We start from the raw sequence: 22,357 nt of genomic DNA, 5'->3' as shown, positions 1-22,357 counted from the left end.
TTAATGTTTTTTGTTTAATGTCAATTTATAAATATTGGTTTCCAAAACCTCAGTATCGTTATCCTCACAAAGGAGAAATTCGATTGTGTCTAATGAATTTTTATAAACAGTTAGTCCTTCAAATTTATGGGTGTCACTGATTTTTTTAGTGAAATTGATTTTCATGGTTTTGGTATCGATACAACCGATGAAGCTTCCTAGAATTTCACCATCGTTATACGTGGAATCAGTGTCTTCGGAAGTTGATAAAAAGTAAATTTTATCATCGAGAGTAACGGCATCAGTGAAACTACTGCGGACTCCTTTTATTTTTGGCAATTTATAATTGTTGGAAAGGATATTGAATTCGTTGATCAAGTTTTTTCCTTGGATGGTAAATAATATGTTTTTGGCTGATTTTCCGTTGCCGCGGTTGAATAGATACCATTCTTCACCAGTGTAAATAGCACCTTCTATATTGAAATCTTCGGGTTTTATTTCGCCAAAACTTTGCATTACTGAATACAAATCTGTCAGGTCATTGGTGCTTATTTCTTTTTCAAGCGTGTTGATTTGGATCATTTTATTCCTTTTTGTAGTTGAACCAGAACCAAAAACATAGAGATTATCACCAAAATGGGTGATGGCCTCAAAATCGGGTTTCTCACTTTTTGCAATATTTTCGGTTGCGTTTTCTATGATTTCATGGCGCTGCAGGTTTTTAGATTCTACGTTGTATTCGTATAGAAATCCGCTGTTGTCGCCTATGATAAATAAATTGTTGTCTTTGTAAATGAGTCCTGATGCCGAACCGATTCCGATAATGTGAAAAAGGATTTCAAGTGTGAATTTTTCCATGAAAAGTTGTTTTGAAAATGAATGCTTTAGCCCAGATGGAAGTGGAAATCCTTTTGAAAAGAACAGCTATTTTTTTCTTGTACTGGCAAAGCGACCGGAGGAAGCTCTTGCAAGGACTTTGAAAAAAAGCAGTTCTTGAAAAAGATTGCAACGAACAGCTGGATTAGCTCCTCAAAAGTAGTCTTTTTTGTTGGGAGAGGAAAACGGAACCTTTATTTTGAAAGGGATTACAGCTAAAATAGATTGCTTTTTTAAGCTTTGTTTTCTTATGTATTTATCGGTTTTGTGTAAAATAATTGATATTTTATTTGTTTTAATTATCTTTTGTTGAAGTTTTGTTAATATTTAGTTCATTTTCAGTTAAAAATATGGAAGTTTCTTTGTGTTGAATTTAAACAAACAACCAAATGAAAAAAATTATCCTATCGATGCTTGCAGTTGCATCATTAGTATCATGTAACAATGATAAAAATGCAGAAGAAAATCCAATTAATAGCACTGTTTTGCTAGCCAATCAATCAGTAACCCCAGTTTTATTGAAAAAACAAGCGGGTTTTGAAAAACTGGAATTGTTTTCTCTTATTGGTTCAGACGATGTTTTGGCTGGAAGTCCAGATTATGTTTTTGGAGGTTCTGCTGATGGTTCTGGATTATTAAAAAATGCAGATGGGTCTTTTACATTTTTAGTAAATCAGGAAGACAACTTTTCGGTATCCAGAATAACATTGGACAAAACATTCAAGCCAGTAAAAGGGGAGTATTTATTGAATTCAAAAGGAGGTACTTGGAGATTATGTGGTGCAACAATGGCTACTCCAGAAGAACATGGTTTTGGTCCAACTTACCTAACTTGTGGTGAATCGGGTGAAGAATCTCGTACTCATGCTTTGAACCCTTATGGAGATGTAGGTACGGCAAGTGTTTCTAAGGAATTGTCAAGCTTTGGACGTTTAAGCGCTGAAAATGCTTTGCCTTTGAGAAAAACAGCTTTTGCTGGTAAAACAGTAGTGGTTATTGGTGATGATGATTCTGGAACTTATGGCGGTCAGGTATTTATGTATGTGGCTAATACGGTTGGGGATCTTACAAACGGTTCTTTGTATATGATGAAAAGAACGGATGGTAACCAAAGAGAAAAAGACATGGTTACAGGAATGAGTTATCAAGTTTCTTTTGTGAAAATTGAAAATCATACTACTTTGACAGGAGCACAAATCAATGCTGCGGTAAATACTTTATCTGCTATTAAATTTGGTAGAGTGGAAGACCTTGATTACAGAAAAGGTGGTGATGCTGCCGATCGTGAAATTTATTTTAATGTTACTGGCCAAAATACTACTGGAACAAATGCGGATGCTTCGAGAACAAAATACGGTAGAGTTTATAAATTGAATTTGGATGCCGCAAATCCATTGTCAGGGACTTTACAAGTTTTGCTAGACGGTGATGATCGTACGGGAATCGCTGGTAAATTTCAAAATCCAGATAATATTTGTGTGACTAAAAACTATGTTTATGTAGAAGAAGATGCAAATGGATATGGTGATGAAACACATGACGCTTATATTTATCAGTACAATATTGCCACAAAGCAACTAAAAGTAGTAGTAGAATTAGACCACCGTCGTACATCTTCTGATGCTGGAAAGTATAATGTAGTATCTACTCGTGTACCAAATCCAGAGGAAAAAGGAGTTTGGGAATATGGTGCTTTAATTGATGTTTCAGAACAATTGGGTATTGAAGATACATTCTTACTGAGTGTTCAGCCACACTCTTGGTCAGGTGAAAAATATAAAAACAAAGATGGAGGAAATGGTCGTCCTAATGAAGATCAAGCGAGCCAAATTGTTTTAATCAAAGGATTAGCTAGATAATTGTACTTTTTTTATTTTTTTTTTTTCAGAAGCTCACGGTTTCATTTTTTGAAGCCGTGATTTCTGTTTTTTATTCTTATACTTTTATATGAAAAATATTGTTTTCCTTTTAATTTGTTTTTTACTGTTTTCCTGTTCTGATTTTAAATCCAAAACCGAACAAATTAATGATTTGTACCAGTCGGATTTGGTTGTTTTTCAAGAAGATGTGACTCAATTACAACATTTAGTTGAAGATGGAGCAACTCAAAAACAACTACAAAACCAATTTTTAAAAGCACATCAAAGTTATAAAAGGGTCGAGTCTATTAGCGAGTATTATTTTCCGACAGTTTCCAAAGCCATAAACGGTCCGGCTCTTGAAGAATATGAATATGAAGATGGTATTACCGTTCCTCCTGCAGGACTTCAGGTTATTGAGGAATATTTTTTTCCAGTTTATGATAAGAATACCAAAATAGAGATTCTCAAAGAAATAGGAATTCTAAATGCCAATTTGTATCGTTTGCAAATGATTTCGAAAACTAATGAGTTAACGGATTCTTCTGTTTTTGATGCGATGCGGCTGGAGGTTTTTAGGATAATTACTTTGGGAATAACGGGATTTGATTCTCCTATTGCACAGAATTCTTTGACGGAAGCCATAACTTCATTAGAAACTATCGAAGAGCAACTTATTATTTATCAGGAAGACGAACAAAGCCCCAAAACTTTATCGATACTTGCGGGAGGGAAGGATTATTTGAGTAAAAATTTAAAGTTTAATGAATTTGACCGAGCCTATTTTATTAAAAAATATTTGAATCCTTTGAGTAAAGCGATTTATGAAGCGCAATCAGATTTGAAAATTCCTTTTTTTAAGGAAAGCCGAGGATTGAAAGTTAAAGCTCAAACATTATTTGACAAAAATGCTTTTGATGCCGAAGCTTTTTCGGGATTTCCAGATTATAAAACCACAAAAGAGAAAATTGAATTGGGTAAATTATTATTTAATGATCCTGTTTTATCGGGGAATAATACTCGTTCTTGTGCCTCATGTCATTATGCCGATAAAGCTTTTACCGATGGGTTGGAAAAAGCTGTCACATTGGATGGAAAACAAATGATAAAAAGAAATACACCAACACTCTCCAATATTGCTTTTCAACGCAGTTTTTTTTATGATTCGAGAGTGAATTATCTCGAAGATCAAGCAGTTGCCGTTATTACAAATGAGAACGAAATGCACGGCTCTTTGGAGAAATCAGCTTCGGATTTAAAAAAGACTAAAAAATATGCAGCCAATTTTGAGAAAGCTTTTCCAAATAAAGAAATTACCTCTTTTGAGATTAAAAATGCTTTGGCATCTTATATTCGGTCTTTGAGTAATTATGATTCCAGATTTGACGGTTTCATGAGAGGAGAAGAAAAATTCAATCTCGATGAAATAGCAGGTTTTAATCTTTTTGCAGGCAAAGCCAAATGTGCAACTTGCCATTTTATTCCGCTAACAAATGGAACGGTTCCACCCAATTTTGACAGGTCAGAGAGTGAAGTCCTAGGTGTTCCCGGCAAAGACAAAAAGTTAGATGGTGATTTGGGTAAATTTGATTTGACGAAAGCTGAAGTGAATCGTTATTCGTTTAAAACACCAACGATTCGAAACATAGGATTAACCGCTCCTTATATGCACAATGGAGTTTTCAAAACTTTGGAAGAAGTAATAGATTTCTATGATGGCGGTGGCGGAAATGGTTTAGGTTTTAATTTGCCAAATCAAACTTTGCCAATCGATAAATTAAATTTAACGCCATTGGAAAAGAAACAACTAATTGCTTTTATGAAGACATTAACCGATAAAAAGCAAGACTAAAGAACAAAAAAAAAGCCCTGAATTTCAGGGCTTTTTTAGAGGTACTAATTCTATTATAAATCAAATCCATAAGCTACACGCAATGCAATTTGATTAGTGTCATAATCGGTGTAGGCTTCATAACGTACACTTACATCAATATTTTTATTGGCATATCCAATTCCAGGAGACCAGATATATGTGTTTTGGTCATAACCGTTTGTTACTGCAAAACCACCACCTACTTCACCTAATACATAAAATTGATCTTCCCAAACGAATGCTTTGAATCCAATTTTTGCAGGAATAAAACCTAAGTCTTTTACATTTTGATCAATGAACAAATTTGTGAATCCCGTTGTAAGTGTTAGAGACGCTTTTGGTGTTAAATCATATTGAAGACGAACATCACCACCTAGTGACCAGTCATATGTATCATTGTTTGTTGGCATTCCTCCGTTAAGACCAATTCCTAATCGGAATCCTTGGTCGAAACTTTTTGTGTCTTGAGCTTGTGAATTGTTTGCAAATAATAATGCGATTGTGAATGCAGATAACAATTTAATTTTTAATGTAGTTTTCATAATTGAATTTTGGATTAATTTTTTTTGATTGTTCTGTTTATTTGTTTCAGAACAACAGGGCAAATGTAGTGTCATGACTTGCCGAAATTGTTATAGAATTCTGAACGACTGTTATAGAATTACTTCATTTACGTAAAAAATATCAAATAAAAGGGTGTTATATTTTTAATAGTATTGATGCAATTGAAAGCTTCTATTTATCTTTGCTGACTTAATAAAATAAAATGAACTTTTCTCAGTACACCAAAGAATTCTCATATAATATTAAATTGGCTTATCCAGTAATCTTAGGAATGCTTGGACATACTTTGATAGGTATTGTGGATAATTATATGGTTGGTAACTTAGGATCGACCGAGTTGGCAGCCGTTTCCTTAGGAAACAGTTTTATCTTTTTGGCATTGGCAATAGGGATTGGTTTCTCTACAGCCATAACACCTTTGACTGCCGAAGCCAATGCTGAGAAAAATGATAAAAAGATAAGAACCACATTTCATCACGGTTTGTTGTTGTGCACCATTCTGGGTGTGTCGTTGTTTATGCTAACAGTATTGTCCAAGCAATTGATGTATTTTATGGATCAACCAGAAGCAGTTGTTGCATTGGCGGCGCCTTATATTGATTGGGTTGCTTTTTCTCTAATTCCAGTTGTGATGTATCAAGGGTATAAACAATTTGCTGATGGGTTGTCTTTGACTAAATATTCAATGTATTCGATTATTTTGACTAATGTGGTGCATGTTTTTTTTAATTATGTGTTGATTTATGGGTTTTGGATTTTTCCAAAACTAGGAGTGACTGGAGCAGCTTTGGGAACTGTGATTTCTAGAATAATGATGGTCGTTTTCATGCATTATCTGATGAAGCACAATGCGATTATGAAGCAGTATTTCAAAAATTTCACCTTTAAAGAAATCAAAAAATCAATAATTCAAAAAATTATTAATCTTGGAATTCCTTCGGCTATGCAAATGCTGTTTGAGGTGACTTTGTTTACGGCAGCAATTTGGCTTTCGGGAACATTGGGTAAGAACAGCCAAGCGGCAAATCAAATTGCGCTTATATTGGCTTCGTCAACGTTTATGGTGGCTATGGGTTTAAGCGTTACGGCAATGATTCGAGTAGGACATTCTAGAGGAGTGGCTGATTATAAAAATTTAATTGTTGTAGCTCGATCTATCTTTTTATTAGCGGTAATTACCGAGGCCTTTTTTGCATTGATTTTTGTAGTTTTTCATAATTTCTTGCCTCATTTATTTTTAAATATGCATGATCCAGCACAGGTTCTCGATAACAATGAAATCATTATGATTACTTCTAAATTGTTATTGATAGCAGCTATTTTTCAAATTTCAGATGGAATTCAGGTAGTGGTTTTGGGAGCTTTGAGAGGTTTACAAGACGTGAAAGTCCCTATGTATATTACTTTTGTAGCTTATTGGATCGTAGGGTTTCCGATTTCTTTTTATTTAGGAAAATATACCGACTTAAAAGCGGTTGGTGTTTGGATTGGTCTTTTGGCAGGTTTGACAGCAGCGGCTCTGTTTTTGTACATTCGTTTTGCTCGTTTGACAAAAAAGTTGGTTCTTGAAAATTCAGGAAAATAAGTGTTTGTAAGAATGTAACTTATAATTGGTTTTAACGTATAATCACCGTACCAATTAAAAACTATAAAATGATACTATTTATTATTCTTGGAATAATTTTACTGATTCTTGGATTTACATTAGGACAGAATGTTAGTCCGTTTTCTAAATTTGCAGGTTTACTAAGGATTATTGGATTTATCCTAATCGCTTTAGGAATTGTTTCTTCAATGTTTAAGCAGATAAATGCCGGTGAAGTAGGAGTGAAGTCTCTTTATGGAAGCGTGGATTCTGATGTACTGGAAAGTGGTTTGCATGTTATAAATCCGCTTTTGGATATTACAACATTTGATATTCAAACACAAAATTACACGATGTCTGCTGTTCACGGCGAAGGTGCGCAAACAGGAGATGATGCGATTCGGGTTTTGTCCAATGATGGACTTGAAGTGGTTATTGATTTGACTGTTTTGTATCGTGTGGTTCCTACCGATGCACCAAAGATATTTAAGACTATTGGAGTTGATTATACTGATAAAATTGTGAGACCAATCACTAGAACCAGAATACGTGACAACGCTGTTTTTTATGATGCTGTGGCTTTGTATTCGACCAAAAGGAATGAGTTTCAGGCACGAATATTTAAAACTATTGAGTCTGATTTTAAAAGCAGAGGTTTAGTTTTGGAACAATTGTTAATTCGAAACATTGATCTTCCAATTTCAGTTAAAAAATCGATAGAAAGTAAAATTAATGCCGAACAAGATGCTCAAAAAATGACTTTTGTACTTCAAAAAGAAAAACAAGAAGCCGAACGTAAAAGAGTAGAAGCACAAGGTATAGCAGATTATCAAAGAATTATTTCTCTTGGATTGACAGATAAACAACTGCAATACGAACAAATTAAAGCACAAAAAGAACTAGCTGCTTCACCAAATTCTAAAATTATTTTTATGAATGGAAAAGGGAGTGCACCGGTTATTTTGTCTGATAAATAGAATTAAAAAGTTTAATTGGTTAATCGTTTGTTCGGTTAATCGATTTAACACATTATCAAATAAACGATTAAACTTAAAAACATGGAATTACCAAAATTTTTACTAGGCGACAACACTGATTTTCCAGATGATATTTTCATCATTCACTTGGATTATCCAAGATTTATCATCAATCTGAAAGACGATGAGGTTGAATTTATGGAAGAAGCCGAAGACCTTGATGAAGCCGAATTGAATGCCGAAATGGAAGGGCTGATTGTTCTTGCCAATGAGTTTTACGACAGAGAAATGGAGCGTTACGAGAAGGAGTAATTATTTCGTTATATTTCTAAAATGAGCAGCTAATATTTTTCAACCATATAAGTCATATAAGTTTAAAATTTAAAAAACAGTTTGTCAAGTGGACAAAAAAAGTGAAAATAAGTAAAAAATGTTCTTTATAGGTTATTTGCTTTTGCTTAAATGAACTTTTGACTTTGCTTATTTTTTTTTCAAACTAACAGCTTATGTGACTTATATGTTTCAATTAAGTGCTCAATAGAAGGTCGTTGTTTATAGAATTAAGCCAATTATTTCTTCGTAACGATATAGTATATTCTGGTCAATCGATCATTATGTTTTTTGGAATCTGTAGGAACATGATTCAAATCAATATTCGACACTTTTTTTAGATTGTAATTCTGAAATTCTTTTTTAGAATCAATATGGTCTTTTTCCAAAGCCAATAAACCGAATTTACTTTCAGAAGGTAAGTTTAGTTTGTTGGTTTCTTCATTTAACAGAATAGGAATGTTAAAACCATAATCCCAAATAATTTCGGGAGTAAATGCGTTTAATTCATAAGTTCTGATACCAAGGCTTTTTTCTTTTTCTCTAATTGTTTTTGCACTGGCGTAATCCGGATTTTTTAAAATCAGTTTTGTGAATGGTATTCCAAAAACGACAACAGCTACTTGTACAGCTATTACTGCGTAGAATACTTTTGTAAAGTCTTTATTTCTTAGGTTTTTAAATAGTATATAACCTATTGTCAATAAAGATAAGCTCAAACCAATTAGCCAAAATTCGAATCCAGCTAAATCATTTTTCACTTTGATAAGAATTCCGATCGGAATGACAATACAAACAATTCCGATAAGGCCAAAGGCGAAATAAACAACTCCTTTTTCCTTTTTTAAATTGATGTTTTTAAAATTGTTGATCAGATATTCGATATAAAACCCGGTATTCAATGCCATCGGAATTAATACGGGCAATAAGTATCTTGATTTTTTTTCGGGTATTATCGAAAGTAAAACCACAGCTGCCAATGTCCATATCAACGTAAATTGATAGGCTTTTAAATTGCTGACTCTGGTTTTTAAATAAGGATACATTAAAGCAATAAAAGCCGGAACTGTCCAAATACCACTTTGGGTAAAAAAGCTCCAGTAATAATAAAATGGTCTGGTGTTATAATTTCCCCATCGGCTGCTTTCTATTTTTGTCACTTTCAAATAGGTCGTGGGATCTGCCCATTTTACGTACAAAGGCCAAGACAAACCAATGATTATGCCCAGTGCAAGAATTAGAAATAGGTACAGTTTTTTGTTTTTTAAATGAAATTTATAGGTGAATCCATAAGCAATCAAAAAAGGCAATAATAACGCATAAACGGAAATTGGACCTTTGCTCAAAAAGGAAAACCCAAAAAACAATCCAGCCATAACAGCATTGAAAAGAGGTTTCTTTGAATCATTCAATAAATCCCACAAAAACAAGATGCAAACTACCATAAAACTATGGGTGTACATATCCCATTGGTTATCCCTTCCTGCGAAATAAATATAAAAAGAAGTGATCAAAATCAGTCCGTTATGGAAACTTTGCTGTTTGGATAAACCTAATTTTTCAGAAAGTTTATAAACCCCAAATACAAGCAATAATGTAATTAATGCAACAGGGATTCGCAGACCGTAAACACTGTCAAATCCAAAAATAATTCCGGAAATGGCTGTTAGCCAAGTCGGCAAAGGAGGCTTTTCATAACGTGGTAAATCATTGATGGTGGTCAGTATCCAATGATTATTGGTTGCCATTTCTCTTGCAGTAATAAAATTTCGAGCTTCCATGATGTTCACTTCAATAACATCCAAATGTGGAAAAAGCATGAGGCAGGCTACTACAAAAAGCCAGAAAGTATAATTATGCGTTAATTTTGACATCCTTCTTTATGATTATTATATTTCTTGTGTAAATGACTAAACCGATAGCGTGACCAGCCAATAATACTGGATCTTTTCTGATTATGGCATAAATGAATATGATAAGGGATCCAGTTAAACTGATAATCCAAAAACCTAATGGCAATACGGAATCTTTTTTCTTTTCAGAATAAATCCATTGATAGACAAAACGCAATGTAAACAATACTTGGCCGATGATCCCTGTCCAAAGTAACCATTTTGGAATTGCTTCATTTCTTAGTAAATTGTCTAAATCATAGACATTATTATTATAAGAATACCAAACTATAAAAGCAGGAAATAAAAGGATGAACCATCGCAGTACCACATGTATTTTCTTCCAGTCATGTTGTAGTTGTATGTTTCTAATGTAAATGTAATAAGTAATTGTCTGTCCTAACATAATCGAGAAATCATGTCTGAAATAGCCATAAACAAACAATAGAAAAGAGGCAAATAAACTTATTTCCCAGAATAAAACAGGAGTTAATACCTTTTTGTTTTTTTCGGAAATAATCCATTGCAATATCATTCTGCTCGAAAACAAAATTTGGGCAATGAAACCTATGGAATAAATGATGATGTTGTTCATTATCCTTGTTTTGCTACACTATAATTGATGTACTTTTTCTTCATCCACAAATAAGCAAAACAATCTTGTAATGGCCCTAATAATCGATTCCAAAGATTGAATTTTGAAACACCAGCAACTCTAGGAAAATGTCTCACAGGAGTTTGCTTGATTTTACCGTTTTGTAACAAAATCATAGCTGGTAAAAAACGGTGCAATCCATTGAACATTGGAATTCTTTTAGCCATGTCAGTACGGATTATTTTTAAGGGACAACCTGTGTCGTCCATACCGTCATCTGTAAAAGCTCTTCGAATGCTGTTGGCAATTGTTGAAGACATATTTTTGGTAAAGGAATCTTTTCGGTTAGATCGAACTCCGGTTACAAGGTCAAATTCGCCTGCAAATTCCATTAAGATATTAAAATCTTCAGGAGCAGTTTGCAAATCGGCATCGATATACCCAACCCAAGGCGTGTCTGTATAATCAAAACCGGCTTTTATTGCGGCACTTAAACCAGTATTTTTTGCGAAAGAAATAAAAGTAAACTCTTCGTTATCCTTGCAGATTTTTTCAATTAATGCTTGACTGTTGTCTTTGGAGCCATCATTGACAAATAGGATTTTTGTCTTTTTTTTTGAAATGGACATAAACTGTTTCATTTCTTGATGTACACGATCAAGATTGTCTTCTTCGTTATAAACAGGAATGATGATTGTTAGTTCAAAATTCATAGGTTAAGTTTTATGTAAATATATTGTATTCTGTTGAGATTTATATTGTTTTCTCGTTAAAAAATATCGATTAACTTGTAGATTTAATGCTGTTTATGCCTAATTATCAATCCTTTTTTGAAATGAGGAATGATATGAAGTTTTACTGGGAAAGTAGTTTGGATAGCTTATATTTTTTTTTGCTTTTAAATGATACTGTCTTAAGGTTTGAACAATTGAAAAAGCATTCTGCAAATAGAACTTTGGAACGATTTTTGTCTTGATGATTAATTGAAGGTTTGGAAGGTTTTTCTAAACTAGCTATATTGTTTTATTACAGTTGATTAATGCTGATTTTTTTGTCGTAAATATTTTGAATGAGTTTTTCTGTAGTAAAACAGCTGTGGTAAATAGAATCAATTTTTGAATTTCCAACAGTGTTTTTTAGCCATATTCTTCATTATGAATTTTAATAAATTTTGAACAGGATTATTAGATAAACAAAGCTATATTTGCGCCAAAAATAAAGGTTTAAGGCGTGTAGCTCAATACTTACTCGTGATTCAGATTTAATCTTTTTTTTTTTGATTTTATTAATCGTTTAGGATTCAATTAATCTTAAATTTTAAATTTTTTGTTAATGAGAAAATTCAATTTTCTAAAACCTGTTTTGAATTTCATTTTATTTGGGTTGCTTATAATGACGTTAAGTCGCTTGTTTTTGTTTTTTCTGTTTGAGGATAGGGTTGTTGAAACCCATGATTATTGGTATATTTTCCCTATTGGTTTGCGAATGGATTTGATACTATTGTGTTATATTTCATTTCTTCCGGCGCTTTTAATTACTTTTCTTCCAAATAAATGGATCAAATTCACCAATAAATTTCTGGTTTGTTATAGTTTTTTATTTCTTTTCCTAATTCTTTTTATCGAATTGGCAACTCCAGATTTTATTAAGCAATATGATACTAGACCAAATAAAATATTTTTGGATTATCTGATTTACCCACGAGAAGTTGTTGGAATGCTTTTGAAAAGTTATCTGATTTCCATAGTCGTTACTTTTTCAATTTTGGGTATTGCATTGTATTTTGCAATCAAAAAAGGGAAAGAGCTTTTTTATACCAAGGATTCGAATTACAAAAACAAATTGACCGTATTCCCATTGGTTGCTTTTTTACTGTTTTTTGGTGCACGTTCAAGTCTGGCTTCCAAGAGGCCTATTAATATGAGTAATGCTGTTTTTTCGACTGATCAGCTGACTAATTCTTTAGGTGTGAATTCATTTTACACGGTTGCATTTGCAGCCTATTCTCTGAAAAATGAAGCTAATACAGAAATGTATGGAAAAATGGACAAAGCTGAAGCGATTGCCCGTGTAAAAAAATACATGACCGTCGCGGAAAATGAATTTAGTACCCCTGAGATTCCTTTTCTTCACGTTCAAAACCCGAAGGTACTTTTGAAAAAACCCTATAATTTAGTGGTGTTTTTACAAGAGAGTCTAGGTGCCGAATATGTGGGGAGTTTAGGAGGTAAACCTTTAACTCCAGAATTTGATCGTCTTGCAAAAGAGGGACTTCTTTTTACAAATTTATATTGTACAGGAACTCGAAGTGTTCGTGGAATAGAAGCGGTAGTTACAGGATTTCTTCCTTCGCCGTCTGAGAGTGTTGTGAAATTAGGGGGTTCACAACAAGGTTTTTTTACTTTGGCAGATGCTTTTAAAAGAAAAGGATACGAGACCAGTTTTATTTATGGAGGAATGTCAAATTTTGATAATATGGCTTCCTTTTTTAATGGGAATAGTTTTCAGGACATTGTAGATCAGGATGATTTTGATTCTGATGGAAATAAATACGCTTTCAAAGGCACATGGGGTTATTCAGATGAGGATTTAGCTGTAAAAGCTAATAATTATTTTAAAAGCAAAGGAGATAAACCTTTCTTCTCTTTAATGTTTTCGACTTCAAATCATGAGCCGTTTGAATATCCGGCGGGAAGAATCAAACCCTATGACAAAAAAGCGGCAACAGTTAACAATGCTATGAAGTATGCTGATTTTTCAATCGGTAAATTCTTTGAAATGGCTAAAAAAGAGGCGTATTTTAAAAACACTATTTTTATTGTTATTGCAGATCATAATACAAGAACATATGGAAAGAATTTAGTTCCAATCAATAAATTCCATATTCCAGCATTGATTTTGGGACCTGGTGTGCCAAAGGGTAAAGCGTATAGTCAATTGGCAAGTCAAATAGATATTCCACCTACTTTATTAAGTTATGTTGGTGGTCAGTTTGAAACACCAATGGTTGGTAGAAACTTGAACAGCAATCAGCCAGCTGCCAAAGGAAGAAGCTTAATGCAGTTTAATGATATCAATGCTTTTAGAGTAGAAAATAAAGTGGTAATCATGCAGCCTAATTTGAAACCGTTACAATTTGAAATTAAAAATGATACTACTTTAGTTCCTGTTAAATTGGATCAAGAGTTTGCAAAAGATGCTCTGGCCCACGTAATTGTGGCAGGAGATTTGTATAAAGAGAAAGAATATAAGTCAAGAGATGTGAAAAAATAATTTTCTATTTCTATTGATAATGAAAAGCTACTAAAGATGAAGTTTCTTTTTAGTAGCTTTTTGTTTTAATTGTAATAAAGGATCCATTTTTCAAAATATTTTTTGTTTCGAAAAGGAGCTATTTCAGTTTTGATAAATTGAGGTAATATTTCTTTTTTTCTTACTAGGAGGACCGAATTTTGAGTAGAAAAATCAGTTTTTAATCGTTTACATTCTTTCTTTTCTTCCAAATTGTAATAGTGTTTTAGATAGTCTAAGCTTTGTTCAAATTGTACTTCCCTTTTGCTGGTGTAGTTTCCGTTATTGAGAGTTATAATGTTTTTGTTGGTATAAAAAGACATTGATGGGAGCAGATAGTTATAGACATAAACATTTTTTGATTTTAGTGAATTTACAAAAGAAGCAATAGGTTTAGCAGAGTTGATGAGTAACTCGTTTGATCTCATTACATAGGTAGAAAACAATAATAAGGTCAATGTGTTTATTGTGAGTGTGTATAGATTTTTGTAAAACCAACTGTTATTCTTTATTCCAAAGATGCAGATTAGCAATCCGGATAGTAATATCAAAATATAAGGGAGTTCAAGTTCTATTTTGTGAATAAGGACGGCTACAAAAACTGTAATAAACACCAAAGAGAAATATCCGTACAAATAAAGAGTAAATTTTTTCCAATTGCTTTCGTCTAATTGAACCAAATGAGTTGAAATGAACATTACCAGAAAAGAGAGTGATGGCAAGACATAAAAAATTAGTTTGGTTTTGAAGATCGAAAAAATTAAAATAATTAAGAAAAAAGTAGTCAATAAAATTTTTCTTTTTAAAGCGATTGTGTCTATTTTTTTTAAAGTCATAAAAATGTAGGCTATCCACGGGAATAAAGACACGGGAAGAAAAACTATATAATACCAAAAGGGTTTTCCTCTATTGAACGCATCATTTGAAAACATTCTTTGGTAAAGCTGATTGCTGGTGAAATAGTCTAGCACCATTGGGTTTTCTTTTATAACCGCTAAATACCACCATCCACAAGAAATAAAAAACAGTATGACTCCCAAAAAATCATATATAGAAAATTTAATTTTTTTTTTGTTGTAAAATAGCCATGTTAATTGAAAGATAAAAAGCGGAATAAGTACCAAGGGGCCTTTTGTGAAAAAACCCAAGGATAGTGACAGATAAAACAGGAAAAAGAATTTTTTTTCTTCTAAATATTTAAGCCAAAAATAAATTGCCATCATGACAAAAGTGTTTAGATAGGCGTCTGTGGTTAAATTTCGGACAGATGCTAAAATCAAAGGAGTTGAAAAATATAAAACGACAGAGAGTAAGGATGCTTTTCTGTCATTAAACAAGAGCAGTGATGTTTTGTAAATCAGAATCAATTGAACGAATAGCGCAACTGATAAAAAAAAGCGTGCGCCAAATTCATTGATTCCGAATATGGCATACCCTAATGCTGTTATATAATATGTTAATGGAGGCTTGTGATAATGTGAAATTCCCATTTTTCTGGGATGGATATAGTCGCCAGTTTCAAACATTTCTTTGGCGATTTGAGCATAACGGGCTTCGCTGCTTTCGGTCAAACCCCAAGAGCCGAGGTGAAATAAAGTGATGATAAAAATGGTTAACAGGACTAAATAGACAGGGCTTTTTGAAATTAAAACTAAAAATTTACTATTCATTGAAGTTAAATTTTTTGGTTGATATAAATTAAGCTTTTTTTATCTAAAAATCACATCATATATTTAAAACCAATTTAAGAAAATGGTTGGTTCGGATTTAAATCTCCTAGTTATAAAAAATTGTTTTCATACCATTCTACTTGTGCTTTCAATCCCTCGTATAAAGTTGTTTTAGGATTATAGCCCAATAATTTCCGAGCTTTGTCAATTACTGCTTTGGTTCTTAATTGGTCGCCAGTCCTAGCATCAACAATTTGCAATTCTATTTTTTTATTTAAAATCTGTTCTACAATTTCAATTCCTTGCTGGGTTGTGTTTTCCTCTTCAGTCCCTAAGTTGATGATTTCGTTATTCACTATATCTGCCTTATCAATTACACTCACCACACCATCTACTATATCTTGCACGTAAGTAAAACTTCTCAGGTGGGTTTCACTCCCTTTATACAATGGAAAAGGAACGTTATGAAATGCATTAGCAATTAATTTTGTGTATAACTTCTCGGGTCTTTCACGCGGTCCATAAACGGAATAAAGTCTGAGGGAACAGGCTTTGAATTCCCCTAGTCTGCTGCTTTTCAAAACCAATTGTTCAGCAGCTAATTTAGTTACACCATAATGAGAAACTGGTGTTGGAGGAGTTGTTTCATTAAATGTGGCATGAATTCCATAAATAGATGATGTAGCTATATTTACAAAAAGAGCTATTTTTTGATTTTTAAAAGCAAAATCGATTAAGTTTTTGGTTCCGATGATATTGTTCTCCAAATAATCCTCAAAATGAGAAGTAGCTGAAATACCTGGCTGTGCGGCAAAATGAAAAATATATTCAAAATTTGTTGGTAATGTTTTAAGTTGCTCAGCAAACCGTAAATCAATTTTTTCGATTGTAATTCCTTTCGCGGTTAAAACTTTTGCATTGAGCTGTTTCAAAGACACATCATAATAATCTGAAAAATTATCCAAACCAACAACTTCGTGTCCCATCGAATGTAATCGTTCGGCTGTATGAGAGGCAATAAATCCTGCCACGCCTGTAACTAATATTTTCATAGATTGCACTTTAATGATTTTTATAGGTAGTATTGAAGGCCAATTCCTCTAGGGATAATGGCCTGTTTAATCATAAAACAAAGACAAACAAATATTATTATATTTTAGTTAGGTATAATGTAAACAAAATGTTATGTTTTTATGCTGCTTGTCCTAATGAGTAAAAATAAGAAAAATTTACTAATTTTTTAGATTACTTCTAAAAAATCAAAATTGCATAACTAAGCCACAGCCCATTTGTTTTCCATTGTAATAGGGGATTATTATTGAAGAAACTTTGTTTTCTTTAGCTTTGGTACTAAAAAGTTTTCTATTGAGATAAGGATGCATCCAATAGGCAGCTTTGGTGCTTAATATTCCTATTCCCGCTCCTGCAGCCACATCCGTAAGCCAATGTCTGTTGTTGATAATTCTAAAAGCACCAGTTCCGGCCGCTACAAGATATCCACTTATTCCGTACCAAATTGATTTGTCTTTGTATTCCTGCCAAAGAAATTCAGCTCCGGCAAAAGCAGTTGCAGTATGGCCAGAAGGAAAAGAATTGTTTGAGGAGCCATCTGGTCTTTCTACCTTTGTGATATCTTTTAAAGCAAGAACTGTAACGCTCATCATAATGTAGGAGCTAGCCAAAATAATCGATCTGTCTTTGAGATTGTTTTTTCCACTATCTCCAAATGCATTTAAGGCATAAACAGCTACAGCAGGTGCGTATTGTGCAAAGTCATCAATAGTTAGCCTGTCATCAATATGTTCATTAACTTCTTCTTGTACCTCAGAATTAAAATTTTTTATCTGGTCACTTTTAATTCCGACTAATCCATAACCAATTAATACACTGGGAATGATTAATTGTTTGTAATTGAACTTTAAATTTTTAATGCTGTCTTTTACGATAATAGTGTCTGTTGTACTATTTTGAGCGATCAAAAAAGAAGTTGATAATAATACGGCAAGTGTATACAAGTGTTTCATTTTTAATATTCTAAAACCAATGCAAGATACAGATACAATTCTGAATTAATTCTGTATTTTGGGTAATTTGAAACTTGAGTTCGATTGTTTAACTGTAAAAAAAAAAGGAAAAAGACATTAATTATTTTTTAAAGTAACTGTCCAGTAAAATTTGTGCTGCCGCAAAAGGGGATATCTCACTATTTTGAACCGCTTTTTTAGTGGAACCTAATAACTGAATAATGCTTGGTTGATTGTAAAAATGATTTTTTAATTGTTCGTCAATGGTTTCCATCATCCAAAATTGATTTTGTTCTTTACGCTTTTCTGCGAAATAATGATTGGAATGTACCAATTCAAGATAATTTAAAATAGTTTGCCAAACTCCATCAATTCCTTCTTGGGTCAAAGCACTACAGGTTGCCGTAGTTGGAATCCATCCTGATTTTTTTGTTGGAAAAAGATGTAAGGCTCTATTGAATTCTACTTTTGCCAATTGAGCTTTTTTAATATTATCACCATCGGCTTTATTGATAATAATGGCATCTGCCATTTCCATAATACCACGTTTTATACCTTGAAGTTCATCACCAGCTCCTGATATTTTTAGCAGTAAAAAGAAATCGACCATGCTGTGAACGGCCGTTTCGCTTTGGCCGACACCTACAGTTTCAATTAGAATGATATCAAAACCGCATGCTTCGCAAAGGGTTATTGTTTCTCTGGTTTTTCGGGCAACACCTCCTAAAGTCTCCCCAGATGCCGAAGGTCGAATGAATGCATTTTTATCTTTCACCAATTCTTCCATTCGAGTTTTGTCTCCAAGGATGCTTCCATGTGAAATGGTACTACTTGGATCAACTGCAAGAACGGCTACTTTTTTGCCCAAACTCGTTAAGTGTTTACCAAAAGCTTCAATAAAAGTGCTTTTTCCAACACCTGGCACTCCTGTAATTCCTATTCGAATTGATTTGTTGGCATGAGGTAAACATCCGTTAATGACTTCACTTGCTTTTTCCAAATGTGAAATATTTGTACTTTCAATTAATGTGATAGCACGACTAAGCGCCGTAATATTACCAGTCAAAATTCCATTGATTAATTCTTTTGCAGAAGGTTGTTTCTTTCTGGATATTTTGATTTGGTGTATAGCACTGGAACTGATGATTTCTGGAGGTGAAATACCAGCTTTTTCATTTAAAGCGCTTGGATTATTTTTTTTGGTAGACAAAATAATTGTTTTTGAAAGTAAAAGTAATCAAAACAAAAACAGTTTCAAAAGGCGAACCCCTGAAACTGTTTTATTATTGAACTATTCGTATTTCTTAATATGCTGCAGTAAAACGAACTTGGTGGTGTTTCGGATTTTCAACTTCATCGGCGATGACAACTGCTAAATCTTCAACTGAAAGTATGCTTCGTTGTTCGTCATTAAAAACTGGATTTTCCAAGCCTAAACGATACTTACCTGTTCTTCCTGTTTTTGTTCCTTGATGCATTTCGATAGCCGGACTAAAAAATGCCCAATCTAACTCTTTTTCTTCTTTAATGATATCCAAATAATGTCTTGCAGCGTTTGCTCCATCAAATATATCTTTTGGAAATTCTGGTGTGTCAACTAATTGTACATTTGGCGCAATGTATAAGCTTCCTGCGCCACCTATAGTTATAAATCGTTTTACTCCTGATTTTTTTACAGCCTCTTGGATAGCTTTGGACCCATTAATAGAATCATTATAAATGTTTGGGTTAGTCCAGCCTGGGTTATAAGCATTAACAACAATATCATTGCCTTTYAAAATTTCGGCTAATGCATCTGTGTTAAAGATATCTGCAGCTACCCAATTGGCATTTGCTTCATTTTTAGGATTTCTTGCAATGGCAGTAATCTGATGGTTTCTGCTTGCTAATTCGTTTAAAATTGCTGAGCCTACAAATCCAGTGGCTCCGATAATTGCGATTTTCATAATTATTTATATTTAAAAGTAATAAAAAATGTTACAGTTTTGTTTAAAAAAATAGTGCTAAAACTTATTGGAAAAATCTTCCAATGTAATGTCGCTCAATTGTAAGTTGATCGTCTGATTGATATCTTCATATAAGTTTTCTAAATTTTTATTGATTTGTTTTCCAACTGGACATTCTGGATTAGGTTCGTTTTTTGAAAATCCCAATGTTACAGTTTCAAATGTCATTTTGAATATGGCATCTAAAGTGATTTTTGATGAAGATTTCAATAAACGAGTACCTCCATTTTTTCCTTCTTTACTTTCTACAATATGATTTTTTTTAAGATTTGCTATTTCTTTTCTAACCAAAACAGGATGTACGTTCATACTGCCAGCTATAAAGTCTGATGATAAATATTCATCAGGGAATTTAGAAAGCAATGTTAAGATATGTATCGTGATGGCAAATTTACCTGAAATCATACTGTAATAAAATTTATTTCAAATTTAGAATTTATATTTAATTTGTAGATGTTTATTTTGTTAAATAAATATTGAGGTTTGTTGCCTTTTAATTTATCCTTTTGGGTTTAGAAAATTTTAGTGCTATTTTTGTCTTCCATTTTATGCGATGAATAACTTTATACTCATTTTTGTTTTCTTACTTTTAGGTCTTGTTTTACAAAGGATAAAACAAATACCCAAAAATGCACATAAGATTTTAAATTGGATTGTCGTCTATATTTGTCTTCCTGCATTAGCCTTATACTATATTCCAAAAATTAAATGGGACAATCAATTGTTGTTTCCCATTGGAGTGGCTTGGATAGGTTTTGCAATTTCGTATTTCTTTTTTAGTTACTTAGGGAAAAAAAAAGGTTGGCCAAGAAAACTCATTGGTTGTTTGATCATATGTGCGGGACTGAGTAATACTTCTTTTTTAGGATTTCCAATAATTGAGGCTTTGTATGGGGAAGAAGGTTTGAAAACTGCTATTATAGTGGATCAGCCAGGATCTTTTGTAGTGCTTTCTACTTTGGGAGTTTTGGTAGCAACGGTCTATTCTAAGGGAAATTTGAGTAGTGTGCAAATAGCTAAAAAGATTGCTTTTTTTCCTCCCTTCGTTACTTTTTGTATAGCCTGTTTGATGAATGTCTTTCAATTTGATTTTTATGACTGGTGGCAACTACTATTAAAATCGGTGGGGAGTGCCGTAACACCTTTGGCATTACTTTCCGTGGGATTGCAATTGCGTTTTGAAAAACGAAGTATGCATTGGGGCTTTCTTGGATTGGGTCTTTTTTATAAGCTAATTTTAATGCCTACAATTATCTTTTTTTTATATGTAGTGGTATTTCATCAGCATGGAAAGGATATTGAAGTGGCTATATTGGAATCAGCTATGGCGCCTATGATTACAGGTTGTATATTGGCATCTACTTATGGTTTGAAACCAAGGTTGAGTAGTATGATGATTGGTTTTGGAATTCCCATTTCATTTATAACCTTAATTTTTTGGGTTGCCTTGATGCGTTTTATCTAAGAATAACTTGATATATTCTTTGTTGAAGTAGTTGTTTTTTTATTTAATTTTAAGAAACTAAATATATTAAAACTATAGAACTATGGCAACATTGCGATTAGGAGACGCAGCTCCAGATTTTAAGGCAGAAACATCAATGGGTACTGTACAATTTCATGATTGGTTAGGCGATTCATGGGGAGTGTTGTTTTCTCATCCTGCTGATTTTACACCTGTTTGCACTACTGAGTTAGGTACAGTGGCGAATTATTATCCTGAATTCGTAAAGAGAAATACAAAAGTCATCGCTTTGAGTGTTGATGGCTTAGAATCTCACAAGGAATGGATAAAAGATATAAATGAAACTCAAAACACAACAGTTAATTTCCCAATTATCGCAGATGAAAATAGGGAAGTGGCTATGTTATATGATATGATTCATCCCAATGCAAGTGAAAAATTTACAGTACGCTCGGTTTTTGTTATTGGATCTGACAAGAAAATTAAATTGACACTGACTTACCCAGCTTCGACTGGAAGGAATTTTGAAGAACTGCTAAGAGTTATTGATAGTTTACAATTGACTGCCAATTATAGTGTTGCTACCCCAGCTAACTGGAAAAGTGGTGAAGATGTAGTTATTGTTCCAGCTATTCCGGACAGTGATATTCCAGCTAAATTCCCCAAAGGACATACTCGCATAAAACCATATTTAAGAATGACACCACAACCTAATTTATAAGTATTGAATTAAAAACAGAAAGAGTACTATTTAGTTATAGTACTCTTTTTTATTTATTCTTTTTTGTATTAAACTAAATTATGAATTTTGGCATACTGTAATAACATGATGGTTTTTGCATCTTTTATTTCGCCAGATTCTATCATAACATAAGCTTGGTCAAAAGGAATTTCGATAACTTCGATATCTTCATGTTCATTTGCTAATCCGCCACCAGAACTTACTTTCATGCTGGAATCATATTCTCCAATAAAGTAATGCAAAACTTCGGTTACTGCTCCAGGAGACATGTATGCCTCAAAAATTTTCTTAACCGAATGCAGGCGATATCCAGTTTCTTCTTCGGTCTCGCGGATGATACAAGCTTCTGGATTGTCTTCATCAAGTAATCCGGCGCAAACTTCTATTAATAAACCACTTTTATTTCCGTTTAAATAGCTTGGCAATCTAAATTGTCGGGTCAAAATAACTGTTCCTTTAGATTGATTGTACAATAAAATAGCTGCACCATTACCTCTGTCATATACTTCACGTACTTGTGTGTCCCATGTCCCATCTTTTTTTTGATAGTCTACGGTTACTTTATTCAGAATGTACCAATTGTCGGATAGTAATTCTGTTTTCTGTATTTTGTATTTAGGATTTGACAT

20 protein-coding genes are annotated in these 22,357 nt (G+C 33.1%); 8 read left to right on the top strand and 12 right to left on the bottom strand.

The window, feature by feature from the left end; genetic code table 11:
- Positions 1-837 (bottom strand): DUF6929 family protein, encoded by an 837-nt coding sequence (locus AC1DY0_RS01685; protein WP_477186954.1) that lies wholly within the window; start codon positions 835-837, stop codon positions 1-3.
- 407 nt (positions 838-1,244) lie between these two features.
- Here AC1DY0_RS01685 and AC1DY0_RS01680 point away from each other — a divergent pair, with 407 nt between their 5' ends.
- Both AC1DY0_RS01680 and AC1DY0_RS01675 read left to right on the top strand, forming a co-directional pair.
- Positions 1,245-2,714, top strand: a complete 1,470-nt coding sequence (locus AC1DY0_RS01680) for a PhoX family protein (protein WP_477186953.1) — start codon at positions 1,245-1,247, stop codon at positions 2,712-2,714.
- An 88-nt stretch (positions 2,715-2,802) separates the two neighbouring features.
- Positions 2,803-4,566: a cytochrome c peroxidase gene (locus tag AC1DY0_RS01675; protein WP_477186952.1), complete on the top strand. Its 1,764-nt coding sequence runs from the start codon at positions 2,803-2,805 to the stop codon at positions 4,564-4,566.
- A 53-nt stretch (positions 4,567-4,619) separates the two neighbouring features.
- Here AC1DY0_RS01675 and AC1DY0_RS01670 read toward each other — a convergent pair whose 3' ends face one another.
- Entirely contained in the window at positions 4,620-5,129 is a 510-nt protein-coding gene (locus AC1DY0_RS01670; protein WP_477186951.1) for a hypothetical protein, read from the bottom strand.
- 224 nt (positions 5,130-5,353) lie between these two features.
- Here AC1DY0_RS01670 and AC1DY0_RS01665 point away from each other — a divergent pair, with 224 nt between their 5' ends.
- The 3 genes from AC1DY0_RS01665 to AC1DY0_RS01655 all read left to right on the top strand — a co-directional run bounded on the left by AC1DY0_RS01665 (position 5,354) and on the right by AC1DY0_RS01655 (position 8,025).
- Positions 5,354-6,736, top strand: a complete 1,383-nt coding sequence (locus tag AC1DY0_RS01665) for an MATE family efflux transporter (RefSeq protein ID WP_477186950.1) — start codon at positions 5,354-5,356, stop codon at positions 6,734-6,736.
- 68 nt (positions 6,737-6,804) lie between these two features.
- Complete coding sequence (locus AC1DY0_RS01660) at positions 6,805-7,713, top strand: prohibitin family protein (RefSeq protein WP_477186949.1); 909 nt, start codon at positions 6,805-6,807, stop codon at positions 7,711-7,713.
- Between the two features lie 81 nt (positions 7,714-7,794).
- A complete protein-coding gene (locus AC1DY0_RS01655; RefSeq protein WP_116795862.1) occupies positions 7,795-8,025 on the top strand; it encodes a hypothetical protein in 231 nt (76 codons plus the stop codon).
- Positions 8,026-8,282: 257 nt separating this feature from the next.
- Here AC1DY0_RS01655 and AC1DY0_RS01650 read toward each other — a convergent pair whose 3' ends face one another.
- From AC1DY0_RS01650 to AC1DY0_RS01640, 3 genes are read right to left on the bottom strand one after another with little or no spacing between them, the layout of a single operon-like run.
- Positions 8,283-9,917, bottom strand: a complete 1,635-nt coding sequence (locus AC1DY0_RS01650; RefSeq protein WP_477186948.1) for an ArnT family glycosyltransferase — start codon at positions 9,915-9,917, stop codon at positions 8,283-8,285.
- The gene (locus tag AC1DY0_RS01645; protein WP_477186947.1) at positions 9,898-10,530 is read right to left on the bottom strand and encodes a lipid-A-disaccharide synthase N-terminal domain-containing protein; all 633 of its coding nucleotides are present in this window, start codon (positions 10,528-10,530) and stop codon (positions 9,898-9,900) included. The genes AC1DY0_RS01650 and AC1DY0_RS01645 overlap by 20 nt, the downstream gene beginning before the upstream one ends.
- Positions 10,530-11,243, bottom strand: a complete 714-nt coding sequence (locus tag AC1DY0_RS01640) for a glycosyltransferase family 2 protein (protein ID WP_477186946.1) — start codon at positions 11,241-11,243, stop codon at positions 10,530-10,532. The genes AC1DY0_RS01645 and AC1DY0_RS01640 overlap by 1 nt, the downstream gene beginning before the upstream one ends.
- A 619-nt stretch (positions 11,244-11,862) precedes the next feature.
- Here AC1DY0_RS01640 and AC1DY0_RS01635 point away from each other — a divergent pair.
- Complete coding sequence (locus tag AC1DY0_RS01635) at positions 11,863-13,803, top strand: LTA synthase family protein (RefSeq protein ID WP_477186945.1); 1,941 nt, start codon at positions 11,863-11,865, stop codon at positions 13,801-13,803.
- A gap of 65 nt (positions 13,804-13,868) precedes the next feature.
- Here AC1DY0_RS01635 and AC1DY0_RS01630 read toward each other — a convergent pair whose 3' ends face one another.
- The 6 genes from AC1DY0_RS01630 to AC1DY0_RS01605 all read right to left on the bottom strand — a co-directional run bounded on the left by AC1DY0_RS01630 (position 13,869) and on the right by AC1DY0_RS01605 (position 19,926).
- Positions 13,869-15,491, bottom strand: coding sequence for an ArnT family glycosyltransferase (locus tag AC1DY0_RS01630; protein WP_477186944.1), 1,623 nt, complete (start codon positions 15,489-15,491; stop codon positions 13,869-13,871).
- A gap of 110 nt (positions 15,492-15,601) precedes the next feature.
- Positions 15,602-16,543, bottom strand: a complete 942-nt coding sequence (locus AC1DY0_RS01625) for an NAD-dependent epimerase/dehydratase family protein (RefSeq protein WP_477186943.1) — start codon at positions 16,541-16,543, stop codon at positions 15,602-15,604.
- 207 nt (positions 16,544-16,750) lie between these two features.
- Complete coding sequence (locus AC1DY0_RS01620) at positions 16,751-17,515, bottom strand: phosphatase PAP2 family protein (protein ID WP_477186942.1); 765 nt, start codon at positions 17,513-17,515, stop codon at positions 16,751-16,753.
- Positions 17,516-17,636: 121 nt separating this feature from the next.
- A complete protein-coding gene (meaB, locus tag AC1DY0_RS01615; protein ID WP_477186941.1) occupies positions 17,637-18,725 on the bottom strand; it encodes a methylmalonyl Co-A mutase-associated GTPase MeaB in 1,089 nt (362 codons plus the stop codon).
- Between the two features lie 94 nt (positions 18,726-18,819).
- The gene (locus tag AC1DY0_RS01610; protein ID WP_477186940.1) at positions 18,820-19,461 is read right to left on the bottom strand and encodes an NAD(P)-dependent oxidoreductase; all 642 of its coding nucleotides are present in this window, start codon (positions 19,459-19,461) and stop codon (positions 18,820-18,822) included.
- Positions 19,462-19,518: 57 nt separating this feature from the next.
- Positions 19,519-19,926 carry an RrF2 family transcriptional regulator gene (locus tag AC1DY0_RS01605; RefSeq protein ID WP_477186939.1) on the bottom strand — a complete coding sequence of 136 codons (408 nt, stop codon included), beginning with the start codon at positions 19,924-19,926 and terminating at the stop codon, positions 19,519-19,521.
- 148 nt (positions 19,927-20,074) lie between these two features.
- Here AC1DY0_RS01605 and AC1DY0_RS01600 point away from each other — a divergent pair, with 148 nt between their 5' ends.
- A complete protein-coding gene (locus tag AC1DY0_RS01600; RefSeq protein WP_477186938.1) occupies positions 20,075-20,986 on the top strand; it encodes an AEC family transporter in 912 nt (303 codons plus the stop codon).
- A gap of 82 nt (positions 20,987-21,068) precedes the next feature.
- A complete protein-coding gene (locus AC1DY0_RS01595) occupies positions 21,069-21,707 on the top strand; it encodes a peroxiredoxin (RefSeq protein ID WP_477186937.1) in 639 nt (212 codons plus the stop codon).
- A 68-nt stretch (positions 21,708-21,775) separates the two neighbouring features.
- On the opposite strand, the gene nudK is transcribed toward AC1DY0_RS01595, so the two are convergent.
- Positions 21,776-22,357, bottom strand: coding sequence for a GDP-mannose pyrophosphatase NudK (gene nudK / locus AC1DY0_RS01590; protein WP_477186936.1), 582 nt, complete (start codon positions 22,355-22,357; stop codon positions 21,776-21,778).

Source organism: Flavobacterium sp. P1_E4 (assembly GCF_056405915.1).
The sequence above is the reverse complement of the archived record's forward strand: the minus strand, read 5'-3'. Positions and strand labels throughout refer to the sequence as shown.

Excerpts from the sequence above, each read along its gene's own strand:
- AC1DY0_RS01685 (WP_477186954.1), bottom strand. The coding sequence starts at position 837 with ATGGAAAAATTCACACTTGAAATCCTTTTTCACATTATCGGAATCGGT.
- AC1DY0_RS01680 (WP_477186953.1), top strand. The coding sequence starts at position 1,245 with ATGAAAAAAATTATCCTATCGATGCTTGCAGTTGCATCATTAGTATCA.
- AC1DY0_RS01675 (WP_477186952.1), top strand. The coding sequence starts at position 2,803 with ATGAAAAATATTGTTTTCCTTTTAATTTGTTTTTTACTGTTTTCCTGT.
- AC1DY0_RS01670 (WP_477186951.1), bottom strand. The coding sequence starts at position 5,129 with ATGAAAACTACATTAAAAATTAAATTGTTATCTGCATTCACAATCGCA.
- AC1DY0_RS01665 (WP_477186950.1), top strand. The coding sequence starts at position 5,354 with ATGAACTTTTCTCAGTACACCAAAGAATTCTCATATAATATTAAATTG.
- AC1DY0_RS01660 (WP_477186949.1), top strand. The coding sequence starts at position 6,805 with ATGATACTATTTATTATTCTTGGAATAATTTTACTGATTCTTGGATTT.
- AC1DY0_RS01655 (WP_116795862.1), top strand. The coding sequence starts at position 7,795 with ATGGAATTACCAAAATTTTTACTAGGCGACAACACTGATTTTCCAGAT.
- AC1DY0_RS01650 (WP_477186948.1), bottom strand. The coding sequence starts at position 9,917 with ATGTCAAAATTAACGCATAATTATACTTTCTGGCTTTTTGTAGTAGCC.
- AC1DY0_RS01645 (WP_477186947.1), bottom strand. The coding sequence starts at position 10,530 with ATGAACAACATCATCATTTATTCCATAGGTTTCATTGCCCAAATTTTG.
- AC1DY0_RS01640 (WP_477186946.1), bottom strand. The coding sequence starts at position 11,243 with ATGAATTTTGAACTAACAATCATCATTCCTGTTTATAACGAAGAAGAC.
- AC1DY0_RS01635 (WP_477186945.1), top strand. The coding sequence starts at position 11,863 with ATGAGAAAATTCAATTTTCTAAAACCTGTTTTGAATTTCATTTTATTT.
- AC1DY0_RS01630 (WP_477186944.1), bottom strand. The coding sequence starts at position 15,491 with ATGAATAGTAAATTTTTAGTTTTAATTTCAAAAAGCCCTGTCTATTTA.
- AC1DY0_RS01625 (WP_477186943.1), bottom strand. The coding sequence starts at position 16,543 with ATGAAAATATTAGTTACAGGCGTGGCAGGATTTATTGCCTCTCATACA.
- AC1DY0_RS01620 (WP_477186942.1), bottom strand. The coding sequence starts at position 17,515 with ATGAAACACTTGTATACACTTGCCGTATTATTATCAACTTCTTTTTTG.
- AC1DY0_RS01605 (WP_477186939.1), bottom strand. The coding sequence starts at position 19,926 with ATGATTTCAGGTAAATTTGCCATCACGATACATATCTTAACATTGCTT.
- AC1DY0_RS01600 (WP_477186938.1), top strand. The coding sequence starts at position 20,075 with ATGAATAACTTTATACTCATTTTTGTTTTCTTACTTTTAGGTCTTGTT.
- AC1DY0_RS01595 (WP_477186937.1), top strand. The coding sequence starts at position 21,069 with ATGGCAACATTGCGATTAGGAGACGCAGCTCCAGATTTTAAGGCAGAA.
- nudK (WP_477186936.1), bottom strand. The coding sequence starts at position 22,357 with ATGTCAAATCCTAAATACAAAATACAGAAAACAGAATTACTATCCGAC.